A 15,882-nucleotide genomic window follows, 5' to 3' on the forward strand; every position below is an offset into this window, starting at 1 on the left:
GTATTAGAATTTAATATTCAAGTTAAAACCAAAGTTGCGTGGCAAAGACATGCTACCGCGCTCAACACCGGCTCCTCCGTTGGCAATAGAGAAAGTAGCCTGAGGATCAATATTATCAGTTGCTTTCCAAACATATCCAAGATTACGGGCAAACACACCCATTGAAGCACCACGCATAAAAGTGATGTTTTCAAACATTTTTGCCGGGAATGAATAATTCAGATTGATCTCCTGCACTGCCAGGTATGAGGCATCATAAATAAACTGCTCATCAATACTTGCAATAGCACCAAATAATTCCTGTGGTGTTGATGTTGTTCCTACACCTTTTAACTCTGCAGGATACCATGCTTCACCCTCAGTATATTGCTCGCGTTGTAATGTTGCTGTATGCTTACCATTAGAGTAGGCTGCGGCTTCGGTATTTGAATACAACTCACCACCAAACTTACCATCTAACACAAATGATGCTCTCCAGTTTTTGTATGAGAATGAGTTGATCCATCCCAACATGGTTTTGTGGTATGCATTTCCTAATACGTGTCTTTCATCGGTTCGCATCGGACGGCTGTTTTCATCCAGTGCAATTGTGCCATCTTCATCGCGCTTGTACTCATAACCCATAATCTGACCATAAGCTTCACCCGGACGAGCCACAATGTTTACACTTGACGTTTCAAACAGGTTAAGCTGGGGCACACCTTCAGTTAAGCTTTTAACTTCGTTTTTGTTATAGGCAAAGTTAATACGTGTATTCCAGCTGAAGTTATTGGTGCGGATCGGATCGGCATACACACTGACCTCAACACCCGAGTTTTGAATAGAACCGGCATTAATAATGGCGTTGCTGTAACCTGATGTTGACGATGTATTCACACGCACAATCTGGTTATTGGCACGGGAACGATACCAGGCAGCATCAATCCCTAAGCGGTTGTTTAAGAATTTAAGGTCCATACCAACTTCAACCGACTCATTCATAGAAGGCTTAAGGTCTTTATTTGGAATTGTTCCTCCATCGATGTGACCATTGGCAGCATCACCACCGTGTCCCGGAACCTTGTTTGAATTGATCTTATAGTTTAACATCAGCATGTAAGGATCGGTATCAGAACCTACCTGTGCCCACGATGCTCTGAATTTACCAAAGGTAAACCATGATGGCGTCTCAAATAATTCGGTAAAGATAAATGATGAACTAACCGATGGGTAGAAGTAGGAGTTATTATGCGATGGTAAAGTAGATGACCAGTCGTTACGAGCTGAGAAATCTAAATAAAGATAAGTGCCATAGCGGAATTGAGCCGTACCAAACACAGAGTTGATCTGCTTTTTGAAATAATTTGGCTCGATGGTACGGTCAGCACCAAAACCGGGGCGTTGCATAGCCGGATCGGTGAAGTTCTCTTCAAAGGTATTGATCTGGTCAAACTCCTTGATCATACTTGCTGCACCACCATTAACAGTGATACCCCATCCATTAAAATCTTTGTTGTATGACAGTAAACCGTCGATGTTGGTTTCTGTGTCACGGGAGTTACCCATCATTACACGTCCTCTTGTGTAATAAGGCGTACCGATAGGCCACAATGAATTGTTTTTAAAGATGGTCAGGTCATTACCATAACGAACCATAGCACTCAGGTTGCTGTTGAAATTGTACTTGGCCTGTCCCATGCTTAACACACGTTCCTTTTCATATTTATGCTTGATCTCGTTAAGGTTCCAGTAAATATTACTGTTACGGTTACCAAAACCAACAGGTAAACCTGTTTCAGGATCTTTATAGTCTTTTAAGTCAGACAGTGGAACGTTATTAGGTACACCAACAAGGCTTACTGCAAATGGGCTGGCGCCGATCATCTGGTTAGATGACTCCTCATTAATGTATGATAACTTAGCAGTCAATTCCAACTTACCACCCCAGGTCTTTGTACTTCCGTTCAAAGTAAAGATGTTACGATCGTAACTGGTGTTAGGCACCATTCCTGAGTTGTTCAGGTTACTATACGACATACGCATTGTTGAGTTCTCAGTATTGTGATTTACTGCAATGCTATTGCTTAAGGTCACACCCAGGTCGTAGAAATTATTTTCGTTATCGTAGAATTTGTATTCACGCTCATCACCACGGTAGTTGGTATATGTTTGTCCATCGTATTTGGCACCCCACATCGCTGTGTTATCAGTTGCTTCCTGCTGGTTAGTTGGCATGTTTCCAAACGTTCCCTGTCCGTAAACATCTTGCCAGTCAGTGTAAATGCGGGCCTGATCAACCGTTGTGGTTGACACAAAATCAATGGTAGTACCTTCAGCGCCTTTACCTGATTTGGTTGTGATCATTACAACACCATTGATCGCACGTGAACCATAAAGAGCGGTTGCTGCTGCACCTTTTAACACAGAAATGTTTTCGATATCATCAGCTGCGATACCCGACATACCGTTACCAGAGTCGATACCACCATGATCTTTACTGTCCCCGTTTGAAAACTGCGTGTTAGAAATAGGCACACCATCAACTACATATAAAGGTTCGTTAGAACCATCGGCAATTGCAGTACCACGAATAATAACAGAGGTTGAACTACCAGGCCCCTGAGCTGTCGAGCTTACCTGAACACCCGAAAGGCGTCCTGAAAGCGCCGACATGGCATTGGCCGATTTAGCTGTTTCAAAAGCCTCATCACCGACTTCAGCAACTGAATAACCCAGCGCCTTCTTTTCACGCTTAATACCAAGTGCTGTTACCACCACTTCGTCCATATTCATTACGTCTTCCAGTAAGGTCACATCATATGATGCTCCGTTTGCGACCATCACTTCCTGTGTGGCGAAACCAATAAATGAATAAACGATAACACCGTTTGCAGGAGCATCAAGTGAGAACTGACCGTCAAGGTTAGTGATCGTACCTATGGTTGTTCCTTTTACAGAAACGTTAACACCAGGGATTCCCATTCCTGTGCGGTCAACTACTGTACCCGATACTTTTACTTTATCCTGCTGCGTATTAGCAGCTTCATTCGCTTCTTCAGCTACAATTACTACTTGGTTTTCATACACCTTAAAGTCAGCATTACCAAGCACCTCTTCTAAAATATTTTCAACACTTTCGTTTTTGGCATTTACCGAAACAAGCTGATTGACATCAAGCGTTGCCTCATTGTACACAAACACCATATTACTCTGTGCCTCAATGGCGTTAAGGCATTCCTGAAGCGTTACTTTTTTAAGTTTCAGATTAACCTTTTGTTCTGTCAATCGGTTCGATGCAAAAGCACCGTTTGAACCAAGAATCATGATCAAGCATGCCAGGAAGCCTGCTTTCGTCAAATTTCTTGTTCTTACCGAGACAAAGGATTTCCATTTCTCAGTGAAATTCATAAATTAGTAATTTAATTAATTGATTAAAAAAAGCTTTGAAGGGTGTGTTTGTGAGAGAGCGCACCCTTTTTTTTTATTTCTGTATATAAAATTCTATTTGATTGTTTTCAATTTTGTAATCCACGCCTGTTAAATCGCACAAGGCCATACAAACCTGCTCCACATTTTCATCGAGCAAGAGCTTGCCACTTAACTGCATTGGCATGTCTTGCAATTCCCGGCAAACATTAATATCACAATTATAAAACTGCTCCATCTGCCTTGCCAGCATTCTGATATTGTTTTTATCCAATGTGAGGTAACCGTCTTTCCAACTGCTGTATATGGCAGCGTTAACACGATTGACCTGAAGTCTGCCCTCATTAACATGGTAGCTGCACTTTTGACCTGGTTTCAGAATTGTTTGCTGTTTGTTAAAAGTGGTATTCCTTTCAACCTTAAGCGAACCTTCTGTCAAGACAGCTGATACAACTCTACTGTTGTTGTATGAGCGAATGTTGAATGATGTTCCTAAAACAGTGTACGTCATTTCATCGGTCAATACCATAAAGGGCTTATCCTTATCATGACTGACATCGAAATAGCCCTCACCGACCAACATCACCTCTCGTTTATCAACATCATTGAAGTGAATGGGGAAAATAAGCTGACTTCCGGCGTTGAGCCATACCCGCGTCCCATCATCCAGGGTAAGTTGAGCCGTTCGCCCGTAGGGTACCTGTATGGTATTTAAGTTCGATTGAGTTGTTTCAATATTTTCAGTATGCTCCTTATTATCCTCTACAAAATGAATCCCTTCTTCGTCGCTTGCCAGCAAGGCATGGCGTTCATTAATGGTCAGGCTTTGACCATCGGCTAAATGCAGAGTTGTACTTTTAACTGTTTCAGGGTTTTCTGTTTTTAAAGATGAATACTCATCATAAGTACTGTTAAGCGATTGAAAAGAAAGCCCTACAACTATTGTAATGGCTGCTGCTATTGAGCTTAAGGCAATGATCAGCCTTTTATTGTCAGGCTTCTTCACTTTCATATTGTATTTGTCTGCAAACCTGTTCCAATCATCCTCTGCAGTAAGAATAAGCCTGGCTTCCGCCTCTTGCTTATATTTTTTAAATAGTTGCTTATTGGATTGACTTTTACGAAGCCATGCATCCAATACCACCACTTCCTCAGCCGAAGTTTCACCTGCCACATGCTTCTCGATCAGCAATCTGTATGTTTGATTAGTCTCTCCCATTTTCGTGTCTTACACTTTAACTACATGCACTCATTCAAATCCCCACAAACTTTTTATAAAAAAAAGCGACAAACGATCTATGGAAGTATGGTCAGAATAAATATAGCCGTCTTCAGGTGCTTCAATCTCGAACGCAGACTCTTGTTTGCCAAGGTAATATGACGCTCAACACCTTTAGAGCTAATATTGAGTTGCTGAGCTATTTCATTATGGGATTGTCCTTCGATTTTGGATAAGCGGAAGACTTCTTTGCGCTTATCGGGTAGTTCATCAATGGCTTTTACTATTTCAGAAAAGACATAAAAATGATCAGCATCCACATCCTGCAGTTCAAAATCCAGGCGGTAAACGCGGTCAATGGCTTCATAATTTTTGGCAAAAGCAACAAACTTCTCATGCACCTTATCATGATCAAGCTTGTTTAAACACTGGTTCCTGATTGAGCGATACATTAAACCAATAACCGATTGATCCGTATCTATAGAAGTCCTATTATCCCATAACTTAAAAAAGGTGTCCTGCACAATATCTTCTGCCTCATCAGACCGGCAAACAAACATACCCGCGTAGTTGCACAAACGTTTAAAATACGTTTTATAAAAAACCTGAAAAGCATCCATATCTCCCGCTTTAATTTTTAGGAGCATTTCCTTTTTCTGGCTCATACGATTTAGATTTTATGACAAATTGTTAGCTGTGGGGCAATACCATTGCTGCAGAACTGAGCTTTAGTTGGTATAACCGTTGACGAAAGTAATTTTAATGGCATATTGCTACAATGGACAAATGTTCAGCTAGGTATACAAATGTATATCTCCTTTATAACCTTTTAAATGACTGTCACTTACAAAGCGCCACATTAGTCTCCCGGAGTGGAAAATAAAACATTTCAGCCTGACATTGGTCACAATTTCAAGACATTACCGCATAGCTGAAATCAAAAATGCAGCCTTGTTAAAGAAGAAGAGATATGAAAAGGTCTAAGCTTTTAAGGAAAAAGGCAGTCGCGTTCGCGGTGTAAGGTTTAACCCTGCAGGTGAAAAGGTTTAAGCTATTATGAGGACGGTTTTAACGGTTTGTGCTTATAGGTTATTTCTAACATCAAAATCCGGGATAATTTATGACGGTATGATCGCTAATGTTCAATGGGACTCCCGATCAATATCTCTTAGGTTTGTATAATTGTTGAATCGTCGAACTGTCTAACCCGATAAGCCCTTTAGGCAGTTTAGCAGTTCGACTTCAGATGACTATCGGAATAATCATTTCGACAAACTAACACATATTCGAATCAATACGATCAACTACCTGCGATTGTACACTTACCGGATGATTAACAACAAGCGCTTATACTCAAGCGATATGTTAGAATACAAAAAATCCCCTCGATTACTCAAGGGGATCTGATCTATTGTCTTATAACTAATTGTTATTGGTCTTTCTGTTCCAGTTCGTTCACATCATAGCTCTTAAGCGGATTCTTTGACAGTTCAATATTCATTCGGCGATTACGGCATACGTCGACCGCCAAATAAACAGCTTGTTTAAAAGAATCGGCATTGGCCTTGTCCTGTCCGGCTATTTCAAATGCTGTTCCGTGGTCAGGTGATGTTCTGATAAAAGGCAAACCTGCTGTGAAGTTGACGCCTTTGGAGAATGTTAGCGTTTTAAAAGGTGCCAATCCCTGATCATGGTACATGGCTAAAATAGCATCGAAATTGCGGAACTGGTCACTACCAAATAAACCGTCGGCCGGATATGGCCCTAATGCCATAATTCCTTCTTCCTTGGCTTTAGCAAGAGTTGGAATAATTATTTCCTGCTCCTCATTACCCAAAACACCTCCATCGCCTGCATGCGGATTCAATCCTAACACGGCAATACGCGGTTTGCGCACAGAGAAGTCCTGCTGCAGTGTTTTATTCAATGTTCTTAGTTTAGTAATGATGTTTTCTTCTGTAATTTTCGAAGCCACATCTTTGATTGGTACATGGCCTGCCACAACACCAACTTTCATATGTTCCGATACCATGAGCATTAATGCTTCGCCCTCTCCTGCAGCCTGGTGCAGATATTCGGTATGGCCGGGGAAGTTGAATGATTCAGACTGTATATTTTCCTTATTAATAGGAGCTGTTACCAATACATCTATTTTACCTTCTTTCAGGTCATTTACCGCCTTTTCCAGTGCTTTAAATGCCGAATCACCACCAATGCTGGTTGATTTACCAAGCTCAACACGAATGTTATCATCAAGACAATTAATAATATTGACGCGCTTATTGTGAGCATCATCAACACTATTGATACTGTTCAGACTGAAATTCGGAATATTTAAAGCCTTACGGTGATAGGCTGCCACTTTTGACGAACCATATATTACCGGAATGAAAGAATCAAAGATTCTGGCATCAGATAAAGCCTTGAATATAACCTCGTAACCAATCCCGTTTATGTCGCCGTGGGTGATTCCCACCTTTATTTTACCTTCGCTCATATGTTCTGTTTTTCTGATATTACAAACTGTAAATCAGTTATTATGCATTAAAATTAATATAAATTACTGAACTAGCACCTGCTTTTCAAAAACTCATACAACATTCTAACACCAACACCAGAAGCTCCCGAACCACGATAGCTATCGTCTTTCTTAACAAAAGCAGGTCCGGCAATATCAAGGTGAATCCATGGACTATCAACAAAATGACTCAGGAATTTACCTGCTGTAATTGCTCCAGCCTCTCTACCTCCCAGGTTTTTAATATCAGCAATATCTGATTTGATCAACTCCCCATATTCGTCCCAGAAGGGGAATTGTACAACTCGTTCATATACACAATCGCCAGCATCATGCAGTTGTTTGAACACATCATCTGATGCTGTTCCCATACCAACAGTGGCATATTGACCAAGAGCCATGACGGCACTACCGGTGAGGGTTGCCAGGTCAATAACCAACTCAGGCTCGTATTTTTTTGAATAGGATAAGGCATCTGCCAGGATCAAACGACCTTCAGCATCGGTATTTAATACTTCAACGGTTTTACCGTTATGCATCGTTAAAATATCACCCGGAACAATGGCATTACCTCCCGGACGGTTGTCTGTGGCAGGTACTAATCCAATTACATGAACAGGTAGTTTATTAGACGCAACCGCTACCATGGTTCCTACAACTGATGCAGCTCCACCCATGTCGGCTTTCATATCATCAAGGCTACCCGGAGGTGTCTTCAGGTTAATACCACCAGTATCGAACACAACGCCTTTACCTACCAGTACAACAGGCTTTTCGTTGCCGGCATTCTCTGGTTTCCACTCCAGTATATGGAAAGCCGGTGGGTCAACGCTTCCTTTGTTAACACCTAAAAGACCACCAAACTTAAGGGTTTCCAATTTTGATTTGTTAAATATCTCAACATCGAAGCCATGAACAGCACCCAGCTCAGTTATGCGCTCAGAAAGCTCCTCAACATTTAATGTCGAGACTGGCTCATTAACCAAATCACGGGTTACAAACACAGCATTACTCAGTAAACGCAATTCTTCAAGGGCGCACTGGGTCAATTCAGATGAGGCAACATATATAGTTAATTCATCAGCCACTTCTTTCTTTTCAGATTTGTATTTACCAAAGCTGTATGACGACAATGCTAATCCTTCGCTTAAAGCGAGTGTAAGGGCTTTATCCCCCACCAGATCGTAGATACAAACACCAGTTTGTTTATCATTTTTCAGTCCCTTATAAATTGTCGAACCATCTTTGCGCAAAGCCTCATAGCCCTTGTTGTTCAATTCGTCATCGGCAACAATGCGTACATAATACACAATGTTATAATTTTGAATTGTTATCAGTTTCTCCTTGGCTTCCACCTTAGCTTCAACATATGCCAAAGCATCATTATTAAAACCAAAGTCCTTAAGTAAAGCAGTGTCTTTAACAAGGAATATATTTCTGACGCCTTCCGGACGTTCTCCCGTATGTTTTATTGATAGTTGCATAGGTATGTTTTATTCTGACAGCTCGGGTGAGTCAGTTGACTGACCTTGTCCCTGAGCCTTGAAATATTCTCTAATCATTACTTTCTTCATCTCACGATGAATGATCAATTCAGTCAATGCATCTTCATATGAGGCATCCCCCATTTCCTTTTGATACCTGGCCACCTGGTTTTCAGTAACATCGATACGGTACAAAAAATTAAGAAATTGAGAATAATGCTCACCCATAATGTGCACAATATGAACACGCATTTGCTTGAACACCTCATCGTAAAAGCCCTCGATGTTACCTGAAAAAGTAACCTCAAAGCCAAATTCGGCAAAGTCTTTCGTGATCTGTGCAGCGGCCTTTCTGATCAAATCATCACGGCCACAGGCTTGTCGTAGTGCCTGACTGTTTAGTTCGGGAAGCATAAATCAGTTAAAGCTAAATGTATACATTAATGCTTCCATCTGGCGTATCTTATCTCGCTTATCCGGTTTTTCGGGTGAATAAACAAAACCATCTGTGATCACAACCCTGTTGTTCTTTTTATCAAGATGTGCCTGAAGAATAAACGGGCCGCCCATCATATCGTTTTGCACTTTCCATAAACCACGTAATTCAACAACCTCGTTTCCATTGATATTTGCTTTCTTATAAAGAACAGGAAAGCGGTGCTCTGTTGTCATAAATGAACCGGCTGATGGTCCCGGAACATTTTTATTCAATATTGAATCACGCTTGTTCAGCAGATATTCTTTTGAGAATGTTCCTTCACCAACGTATGGAAACTCATAAACGAACATACCCTGAAAACCCCAATCAGCGTCTTCCTGCATCCACACAAATGAATCAAGCGATTTTTTATTATTCAAACTTATTGGCACATTCATTCTTACTCTGAATGTTGAGTCAACACGCTTCACCATTTCATCACTTGGATATCGTTTATACGAAGCAATAAAACGCTCTCTTTCTGCTTTGTTAAAAAAGCTAAGAATTTTCAGCTGATGCTCATCAACAAGTTTCTTTAAAGCAGCGGTATCCTTTGCAGTAATACCAACAACAGCCTGCGGACGCGCCCACCTGTCTTTATAATATTTAACCGCATTTTCTTCAACGTCATATTTAACGGTTACAATCACCACGTTACGTATTGTTTTCATAAAGTTTGCGAACGAACGATGTGGTGCCACACTCATTTTAAAATGCGGTTCCGCCTGTGGTAAACCTAAATACGTTTCTCTTAACAGGTTTTGTAACTCAACTCCCCCCGGAGACGTTTTGATCTTATCATCCATTACCACCAGCATTTCGCCGGCTTTACCACCTACGTTTGGCTTATGACCGGTGTTCTTATCTTTGCAGGCATAAGCTGCTAAAACCACCATAATCAGAAGTACATATTTTGAATATCTCATATCAGATTGATTTAATTATTGATAAAGTTTATTGATTCGGTTGTCGGTATAGTAGTTATCTAAATATAAAACAGCTTTATATGTTGTTGGTTCGTTGGTGACAAAAAAGAATTTCTCTACTTTTTTGGGCCGCCATACAGTTAGTCGCTGATCAATATAGAGGTTTCGATTGGGCAAATTATTCCAATAAACGATATCACTTATCCGACACTCATTATCGATCGCTATTTTATGGAAAAATTCTCCTTTTTGCACATGATGTACAATACTTTCGCGATTAGTCTTATCTCCCAAAGGCATGGCTTTACTCACCGGAGGGTTTGCCTCCTCAAGACCATTAACTGCTCTTACAAAATGAATCACTCCTTTTTTAGGCAGGAATAAACAAACCGGTTCCTTTTCAACAGGGATGAAATTTTTGGTATAGGATGGGTTTAACCACTCAACTATCTCGATTGGCGTTTGTGATGCCTTATGAATTTGCTCGAAACTTAATGATTTGTGGATGTAAACCGTATCCACTTCATTAAAGCTTAATGGTGCTGGTACTGGCTCAACATCATGACGGTGATAATTATTCATTACATAATTAACCGCGATAAAAGCAGGAACATAGCTTTGTACCGCTTTGGGCAAATAGGGCTGTAATTCCCAGAAATTTGTTTTACCCCCTGAACGCTCAATCGCTTTTTGTACAACACCAATTCCTCCATTGTAGGCTGCTAAAGCCAATTGCCAGTCATTAAGGTTATGGTGCAGATATTTTAAATACCTGCAAGCAGCCTCGGTACTTTTAACAGGGTCGCACCGTTCGTCAACATAGTTATCGACTTTCAGCTCAAACATGCGTGAAGCGTGGTATAAAAACTGCCATAATCCCATGGCACCTGAGCTTGACTTAGCCCTCGGTTCCAGTGCCGACTCAACAATTGCAAGGTATTTTAATTCCATGGGCAAATCGTATTTGGCTAAATACTCTTCGAACAATGGAAAGTAATAATCGGCGCGGCCAATAATATTCGATAAATGATCACGTCGCTTAACGGTGTATACATCGATAAAGGCCTGTACTTTGGGATTATAATCGAGTTTAACTACGGTGGACTTATCAAGTTCTTTCAGGCGGTTTTCATACATCCAGTCAGGATAATGAGGATACTCATCACCACCGTCAGCAGCAGCCTGAAGCCAATTAGCCGTCATCGCCAAACATAACACAAGCACTAATCGCATTTTATACCTTTTTAAATATACATGTCATTGGTATGATACCGGTGAATATTTATGGGACATTAATAAGCACAATGTTATTAATGAATCATATTTAAATACAAACCGGGATTAACAACCAATTTAGTTTGAACATTTTGAATATACCAAAGGCCAATCCTCTGTGAGGGTCGGCCTTCGCAATAATATTTTAACAAAAGTATGTCTATTTTGAAGAGTCGTCGATGGCCTCGTTTTTATCACCATCCGACTTTTTATCTTCTTCGTTACGTGCCTTTTTAAATTCTTTCATACCCTGACCAAGACCTTTCATTAATTCAGGAATTTTACGTCCTCCAAACAAAAGTAATAAGGCCAATATGATAAGAATCCATTCAGGTCCGCCCGGTAATGCCCATAATAATACGTAACTGTTCATATCGTAAAAGTTTTATATATACAAATTTAATAAACTCGCTTATTTAAAGAAAGCTTTAAAGATATCATTTCCATTGGCAAACAACAGTAATCCGAGTAATAAAATCATACCTGTTATTTGAGCATATTCCATAAACTTGTCGCCTGGTTTACGTCCTGTCACCATCTCATATAATAAGAACAGAACATGTCCACCATCCAATGCCGGTATTGGTAAAATATTCATGAAAGCCAGAATCATTGAAATAAGTGCGGTATTGGACCAGAAAACATACCAGTTCCATGTTGACGGGAATAATTTACCCATGGCTCCAAAGCCTCCAACCTGCTTGGCTCCTTCCTTGGTAAAGATTAAACGAAGTTGTTTGACATAGCCAACCAATATATCCAAACCTTTTGTGATACCTTTTGGACAAGCTTCCCAGAAACCATATTTATGGCGTTGAATGTCGACATAGTTATCAGCTGACACAAGATAAAAACCAATCTTCCCTGACTTGGGCACAGTTAAACTTAGGCTTGTTGGTTCTCCGTTGCGATAAATACCTAAAGAAATTTCCTTTTCTACATTGGCTGCTAATGATGCCGTAAATTCATTAAAGAATGCTGTACTCTCACCATTAATACTCACAATACTATCTCCCGGTAATAAACCTGCTTTATCGGCATCAGATCCTGACATTGTTTCCTGTACAACCACCGGGTATCTGACATCGGCAAATCCACGTACTTCCTCTGAGATCATACGTTGATCATATCCCGCAGGAATTGCAAGGTAGATTGTCTCCTCTCCTCTTTTAACGGTTAGTTCACGTGCATTTTCCAAAAGTATAAAACGTGCGATATCACCACTCTCTTCAACCTTGTGCTCATCTACTTTAAGTACAATATCTCCGTCTTGTAACCCTATTTCTTTCGCAACTTCATGGTAATATAAACCGTGCTTGGCTGATTGAACAGGAATGTAACTTTCTCCCCAGGTGTAAAGTACCATCCAGTAAATAAAGAAGGCTGTGATAAAGTTAACCAACACACCACCAATCATGATCATGAGTCGTTGCCACGCAGGTTTTGAACGAAACTCCCACGGCTGAGCAGGTTGCGACATTGCTTCCTTATCCATTGATTCATCAATCATACCGGATATTTTGACATATCCCCCCAAAGGCAGCCAGCCTACACCATATTCGGTTTCTCCTTTTTTATATTTAAACAGGGTAAACCAAGGATTAAAGAACAGATAAAACTTCTCCACCCGTGTTTTGAATAAGCGGGCAAAAAAGAAATGACCAAATTCGTGCAAGATTACCAGTATTGATAAACTTAGCAATAACTGCACTGTTTTAATAAATATATCCATTAACTATTGTTTTTCTTATTTTGTGCGACAAATATATTCTTTTCGGGTTAATATCGCATTGACATTTTAACAGTGTTAACTAATAACACTCAATAAACGCATTACCCCTAAAAATTGTTAGCAACATTTATTTATTCTTTATTATTTCCTCGGCAATGCTGCGCGCTTCATCATTACTTTGAAGGTAATCATCCAACGAAGGCTTCTCAACTATTGTTGCCGTCATCATGGTTTTTTCAATCACATCAGACATTTCTACGAAACCAATCTTTTGCTTGAGAAAACCATCAACAGCTATCTCATTTGCTGCATTTAATATACATGGCATGTTTCCACCTTTTTTCATGGCCTGGTATGCCAGATCCAGGTTACGAAATACTTTTACATCTGCTTTTTCAAAAGTCAGCTCAGGATAATCCATGAAATTAAACCGTGGAAAATCAGCTTTCAAGCGTTGTGGAAAAGTCATTGCATACTGAATAGGCAATCGCATATCAGGCAATCCCAACTGGGCTTTTATGGAGCCATCTTCAAACTGAACCAAAGAATGAACTATGGATTGAGGATGAACCACTACTTCAATATCATCGGGCTTAACATTGAACAACCATCTTGCCTCAATAGCCTCCAATCCTTTATTCATCATCGACGCACTGTCAATGGTAATTTTATCGCCCATGGTCCAATTAGGATGGTTAAGCGCCTGGCATCGTGTTACCTTTCTTAAGAAATCAACTTTCTTACCCCTAAAGGGTCCTCCAGAGGCTGTTAAAAGGATCTTCTCTATGGGATTATGGAATTCTCCTGCCAAGCACTGAAATATTGCCGAATGCTCAGAGTCAACCGGCAGTATGCTTACTTTATTTTCAAGAGCCAGCTGTGTAATGATATCACCGGCCACAACCAGTGTCTCTTTATTGGCTAGTGCAATATGTTTTCCTGCTTTAATGGCATTCACTGTTGGTACAAGCCCTGAAAAACCAACCATCGCTGTCAGAACAATATCAACAGTGCTGATCTGCACAACCTGTGCTATGGCTTCATCTCCCGCATAAACTTTAACATCAGTGTCTATTAAAGCATCACTTAACTGCTGATACTTATCTTTATTACCAATTACAATTGTATTGGGATTATATTTTTTAGCCTGTTCAATTAACAGATCAACATTATTATTGGCCGTTAATACTTCTACCTCAAAATCCCCAGGATGGGCATCAACCACTTCCAAAGCCTGCGTGCCAATTGAACCGGTTGAACCCAGAATAGCTATTCTTTTCGACATGAAATTTTATCTGTTGTGTATGATATATCGTTACTCAAACGACATGTATTGCTCTGCATCTAAAGGCACACCATTGTACCATAACTCGAAGTGTAAATGTGGACCGGTTGTTAATTCTCCTGAATTTCCAACATTGGCAATGGCTTCACCAGCCTGAACCTTATCGCCCATACTTTTCAACAAGCTTTCGTTGTGCTTATACAATGAAATTAGATTATTTGAATGCTGTATTTGTATAACATACCCGGTTTCAACAGTCCACCCGGTGAATACTACCGTCCCATCCAACACAGCACTGACGCGACTGCCCGGCTTTGCAACAATATCAACACCATAGTGTCCCTGTGTTTCACCAAACTTACTTACCACAACACCTTTGAGTGGCGTAAATAAGAAACTATGTTCCAATTCAAACTTTTTGCTCTTTTCATCAAACACTGCCAGGTTGAATTTTTCTTCTCTTTCAACCTGCTCTCTGAAGATAGAGTCTTCTTCTGATTTTTTAAAAACCACTTTGTTACTCGCTTTTTCACCTTCTGCATCCTCAACATCTTCAGGCAAGGCTCCGGCGGGCACTTCTCCGGCAACAATTGCCCTGATATCATTAAAAAAGCGATCGCGACGTTCAATTTCCATAATCAGGCTGTCAACACGTTGTGAATTCTGTATAATAGAACGACGCTGCTGACCATCAGGATAACCAGGAATATATTCACGTAATCCGGTAAATGCAATTAAAAATATGACCATGACAACCAAAACAACCAAACTAACACCTGCAATGGTAAATACGTTCAAGCGTGACAAACGCATACCAAATACTTCCTCGTAAGTTTGCTCATTAAAAATAGCCAGTCTGTATTTATGCCTTAGTTTTTTAACTAGTTTATTGCCTTTTTCTTCTTTCGCCATTAGCTTAAAATTCAATTGAAGCAAAGGTAAAAAAAGTCATCAGAATACCTTATAACCTGAGTTCGATTTAAATTTCTTATCCACCTCAACACAACAACCTGAACAACAGTCTTTAAAATCAACTTTACTTACACAAACCAAGCCTCTTCCCTATCATTCGTCAATAAAAACAGGACATTCATGGAAGGTGTTTTTATTCATATGACCGAAAATGCATTTAAACCTGAAATTTATACCATTTATGGAATACACGACAAATCCTTTGGTCACCTGCTGTCACACATCTACTTTTACATCAAACAACACACCCGGACGGTATATGACAGAAACTAAAAGGAAAGCGTTATGATTATTAAATTAATTACAGCATTTGGGGAAATTCGCATGCATAATAAAGTAGCCGGGATCGAATTTCCTCGTAAGAATGAATTACAGGTTGTATTTAAAGATACTTATGCTGATTTGGTCATTCCAATTTCACCGTCAATGGATCATCAGTTGCTTGTAGGTATTTTCTATGACTACCTTAATCAACCAGAGAGCAGGCTTGCAATAGCGTAAGTAAAGATTAAAAAATATAATAACTGCAGTGACTATTTTATGCAATAGTTACTGCAGTTTTTTTATATTTACTCATCACCAAACAAC

General features: G+C 40.0%; 14 protein-coding genes. 2 read left to right on the plus strand and 12 right to left on the minus strand.

Annotated elements, in window-relative coordinates:
* Positions 1–3 precede the first annotated feature (3 nt).
* The 12 genes from ACRD69_RS01665 to ACRD69_RS01720 form a co-directional block, all read right to left on the minus strand.
* Positions 4–3,387, minus strand: a complete 3,384-nt coding sequence (locus ACRD69_RS01665; protein ID WP_430813320.1) for a SusC/RagA family TonB-linked outer membrane protein — start codon at positions 3,385–3,387, stop codon at positions 4–6.
* Positions 3,388–3,460: 73 nt separating this feature from the next.
* The gene (locus ACRD69_RS01670) at positions 3,461–4,624 is read right to left on the minus strand and encodes a FecR family protein (protein WP_430813321.1); all 1,164 of its coding nucleotides are present in this window, start codon (positions 4,622–4,624) and stop codon (positions 3,461–3,463) included.
* 77 nt (positions 4,625–4,701) lie between these two features.
* Positions 4,702–5,289 carry an RNA polymerase sigma-70 factor gene (locus ACRD69_RS01675; protein ID WP_430813322.1) on the minus strand — a complete coding sequence of 196 codons (588 nt, stop codon included), beginning with the start codon at positions 5,287–5,289 and terminating at the stop codon, positions 4,702–4,704.
* 764 nt (positions 5,290–6,053) lie between these two features.
* Entirely contained in the window at positions 6,054–7,121 is a 1,068-nt protein-coding gene (gene pdxA, locus ACRD69_RS01680) for a 4-hydroxythreonine-4-phosphate dehydrogenase PdxA (RefSeq protein ID WP_430813323.1), read from the minus strand.
* A gap of 71 nt (positions 7,122–7,192) precedes the next feature.
* Entirely contained in the window at positions 7,193–8,626 is a 1,434-nt protein-coding gene (locus ACRD69_RS01685; protein ID WP_430813324.1) for a leucyl aminopeptidase family protein, read from the minus strand.
* Between the two features lie 9 nt (positions 8,627–8,635).
* Positions 8,636–9,040 carry a hypothetical protein gene (locus tag ACRD69_RS01690; protein ID WP_430813325.1) on the minus strand — a complete coding sequence of 135 codons (405 nt, stop codon included), beginning with the start codon at positions 9,038–9,040 and terminating at the stop codon, positions 8,636–8,638.
* Between the two features lie 3 nt (positions 9,041–9,043).
* Complete coding sequence (locus ACRD69_RS01695) at positions 9,044–10,030, minus strand: DUF4837 family protein (RefSeq protein ID WP_430813326.1); 987 nt, start codon at positions 10,028–10,030, stop codon at positions 9,044–9,046.
* Positions 10,031–10,045: 15 nt separating this feature from the next.
* Positions 10,046–11,263, minus strand: a complete 1,218-nt coding sequence (locus ACRD69_RS01700; RefSeq protein WP_430813327.1) for a lytic transglycosylase domain-containing protein — start codon at positions 11,261–11,263, stop codon at positions 10,046–10,048.
* 202 nt (positions 11,264–11,465) lie between these two features.
* Positions 11,466–11,678, minus strand: coding sequence for a twin-arginine translocase TatA/TatE family subunit (locus ACRD69_RS01705; protein ID WP_430813328.1), 213 nt, complete (start codon positions 11,676–11,678; stop codon positions 11,466–11,468).
* 39 nt (positions 11,679–11,717) lie between these two features.
* Positions 11,718–13,037 carry an RIP metalloprotease RseP gene (rseP, locus tag ACRD69_RS01710; protein ID WP_430813329.1) on the minus strand — a complete coding sequence of 440 codons (1,320 nt, stop codon included), beginning with the start codon at positions 13,035–13,037 and terminating at the stop codon, positions 11,718–11,720.
* A 127-nt stretch (positions 13,038–13,164) separates the two neighbouring features.
* Positions 13,165–14,322, minus strand: coding sequence for a 1-deoxy-D-xylulose-5-phosphate reductoisomerase (locus ACRD69_RS01715; protein ID WP_430813330.1), 1,158 nt, complete (start codon positions 14,320–14,322; stop codon positions 13,165–13,167).
* 30 nt (positions 14,323–14,352) lie between these two features.
* Complete coding sequence (locus ACRD69_RS01720) at positions 14,353–15,234, minus strand: M23 family metallopeptidase (protein WP_430813331.1); 882 nt, start codon at positions 15,232–15,234, stop codon at positions 14,353–14,355.
* Between the two features lie 180 nt (positions 15,235–15,414).
* Here ACRD69_RS01720 and ACRD69_RS01725 point away from each other — a divergent pair, with 180 nt between their 5' ends.
* Both ACRD69_RS01725 and ACRD69_RS01730 read left to right on the plus strand, forming a co-directional pair.
* Positions 15,415–15,567 (plus strand): hypothetical protein, encoded by a 153-nt coding sequence (locus ACRD69_RS01725; RefSeq protein WP_430813332.1) that lies wholly within the window; start codon positions 15,415–15,417, stop codon positions 15,565–15,567.
* Between the two features lie 12 nt (positions 15,568–15,579).
* Positions 15,580–15,795, plus strand: a complete 216-nt coding sequence (locus ACRD69_RS01730; protein WP_430813333.1) for a hypothetical protein — start codon at positions 15,580–15,582, stop codon at positions 15,793–15,795.
* Positions 15,796–15,882: the final 87 nt, after the last annotated feature.

It is taken from the genome of Carboxylicivirga agarovorans, from assembly GCF_050589845.1.
Lineage (GTDB): Bacteria > Bacteroidota > Bacteroidia > Bacteroidales > Marinilabiliaceae > Carboxylicivirga > Carboxylicivirga agarovorans.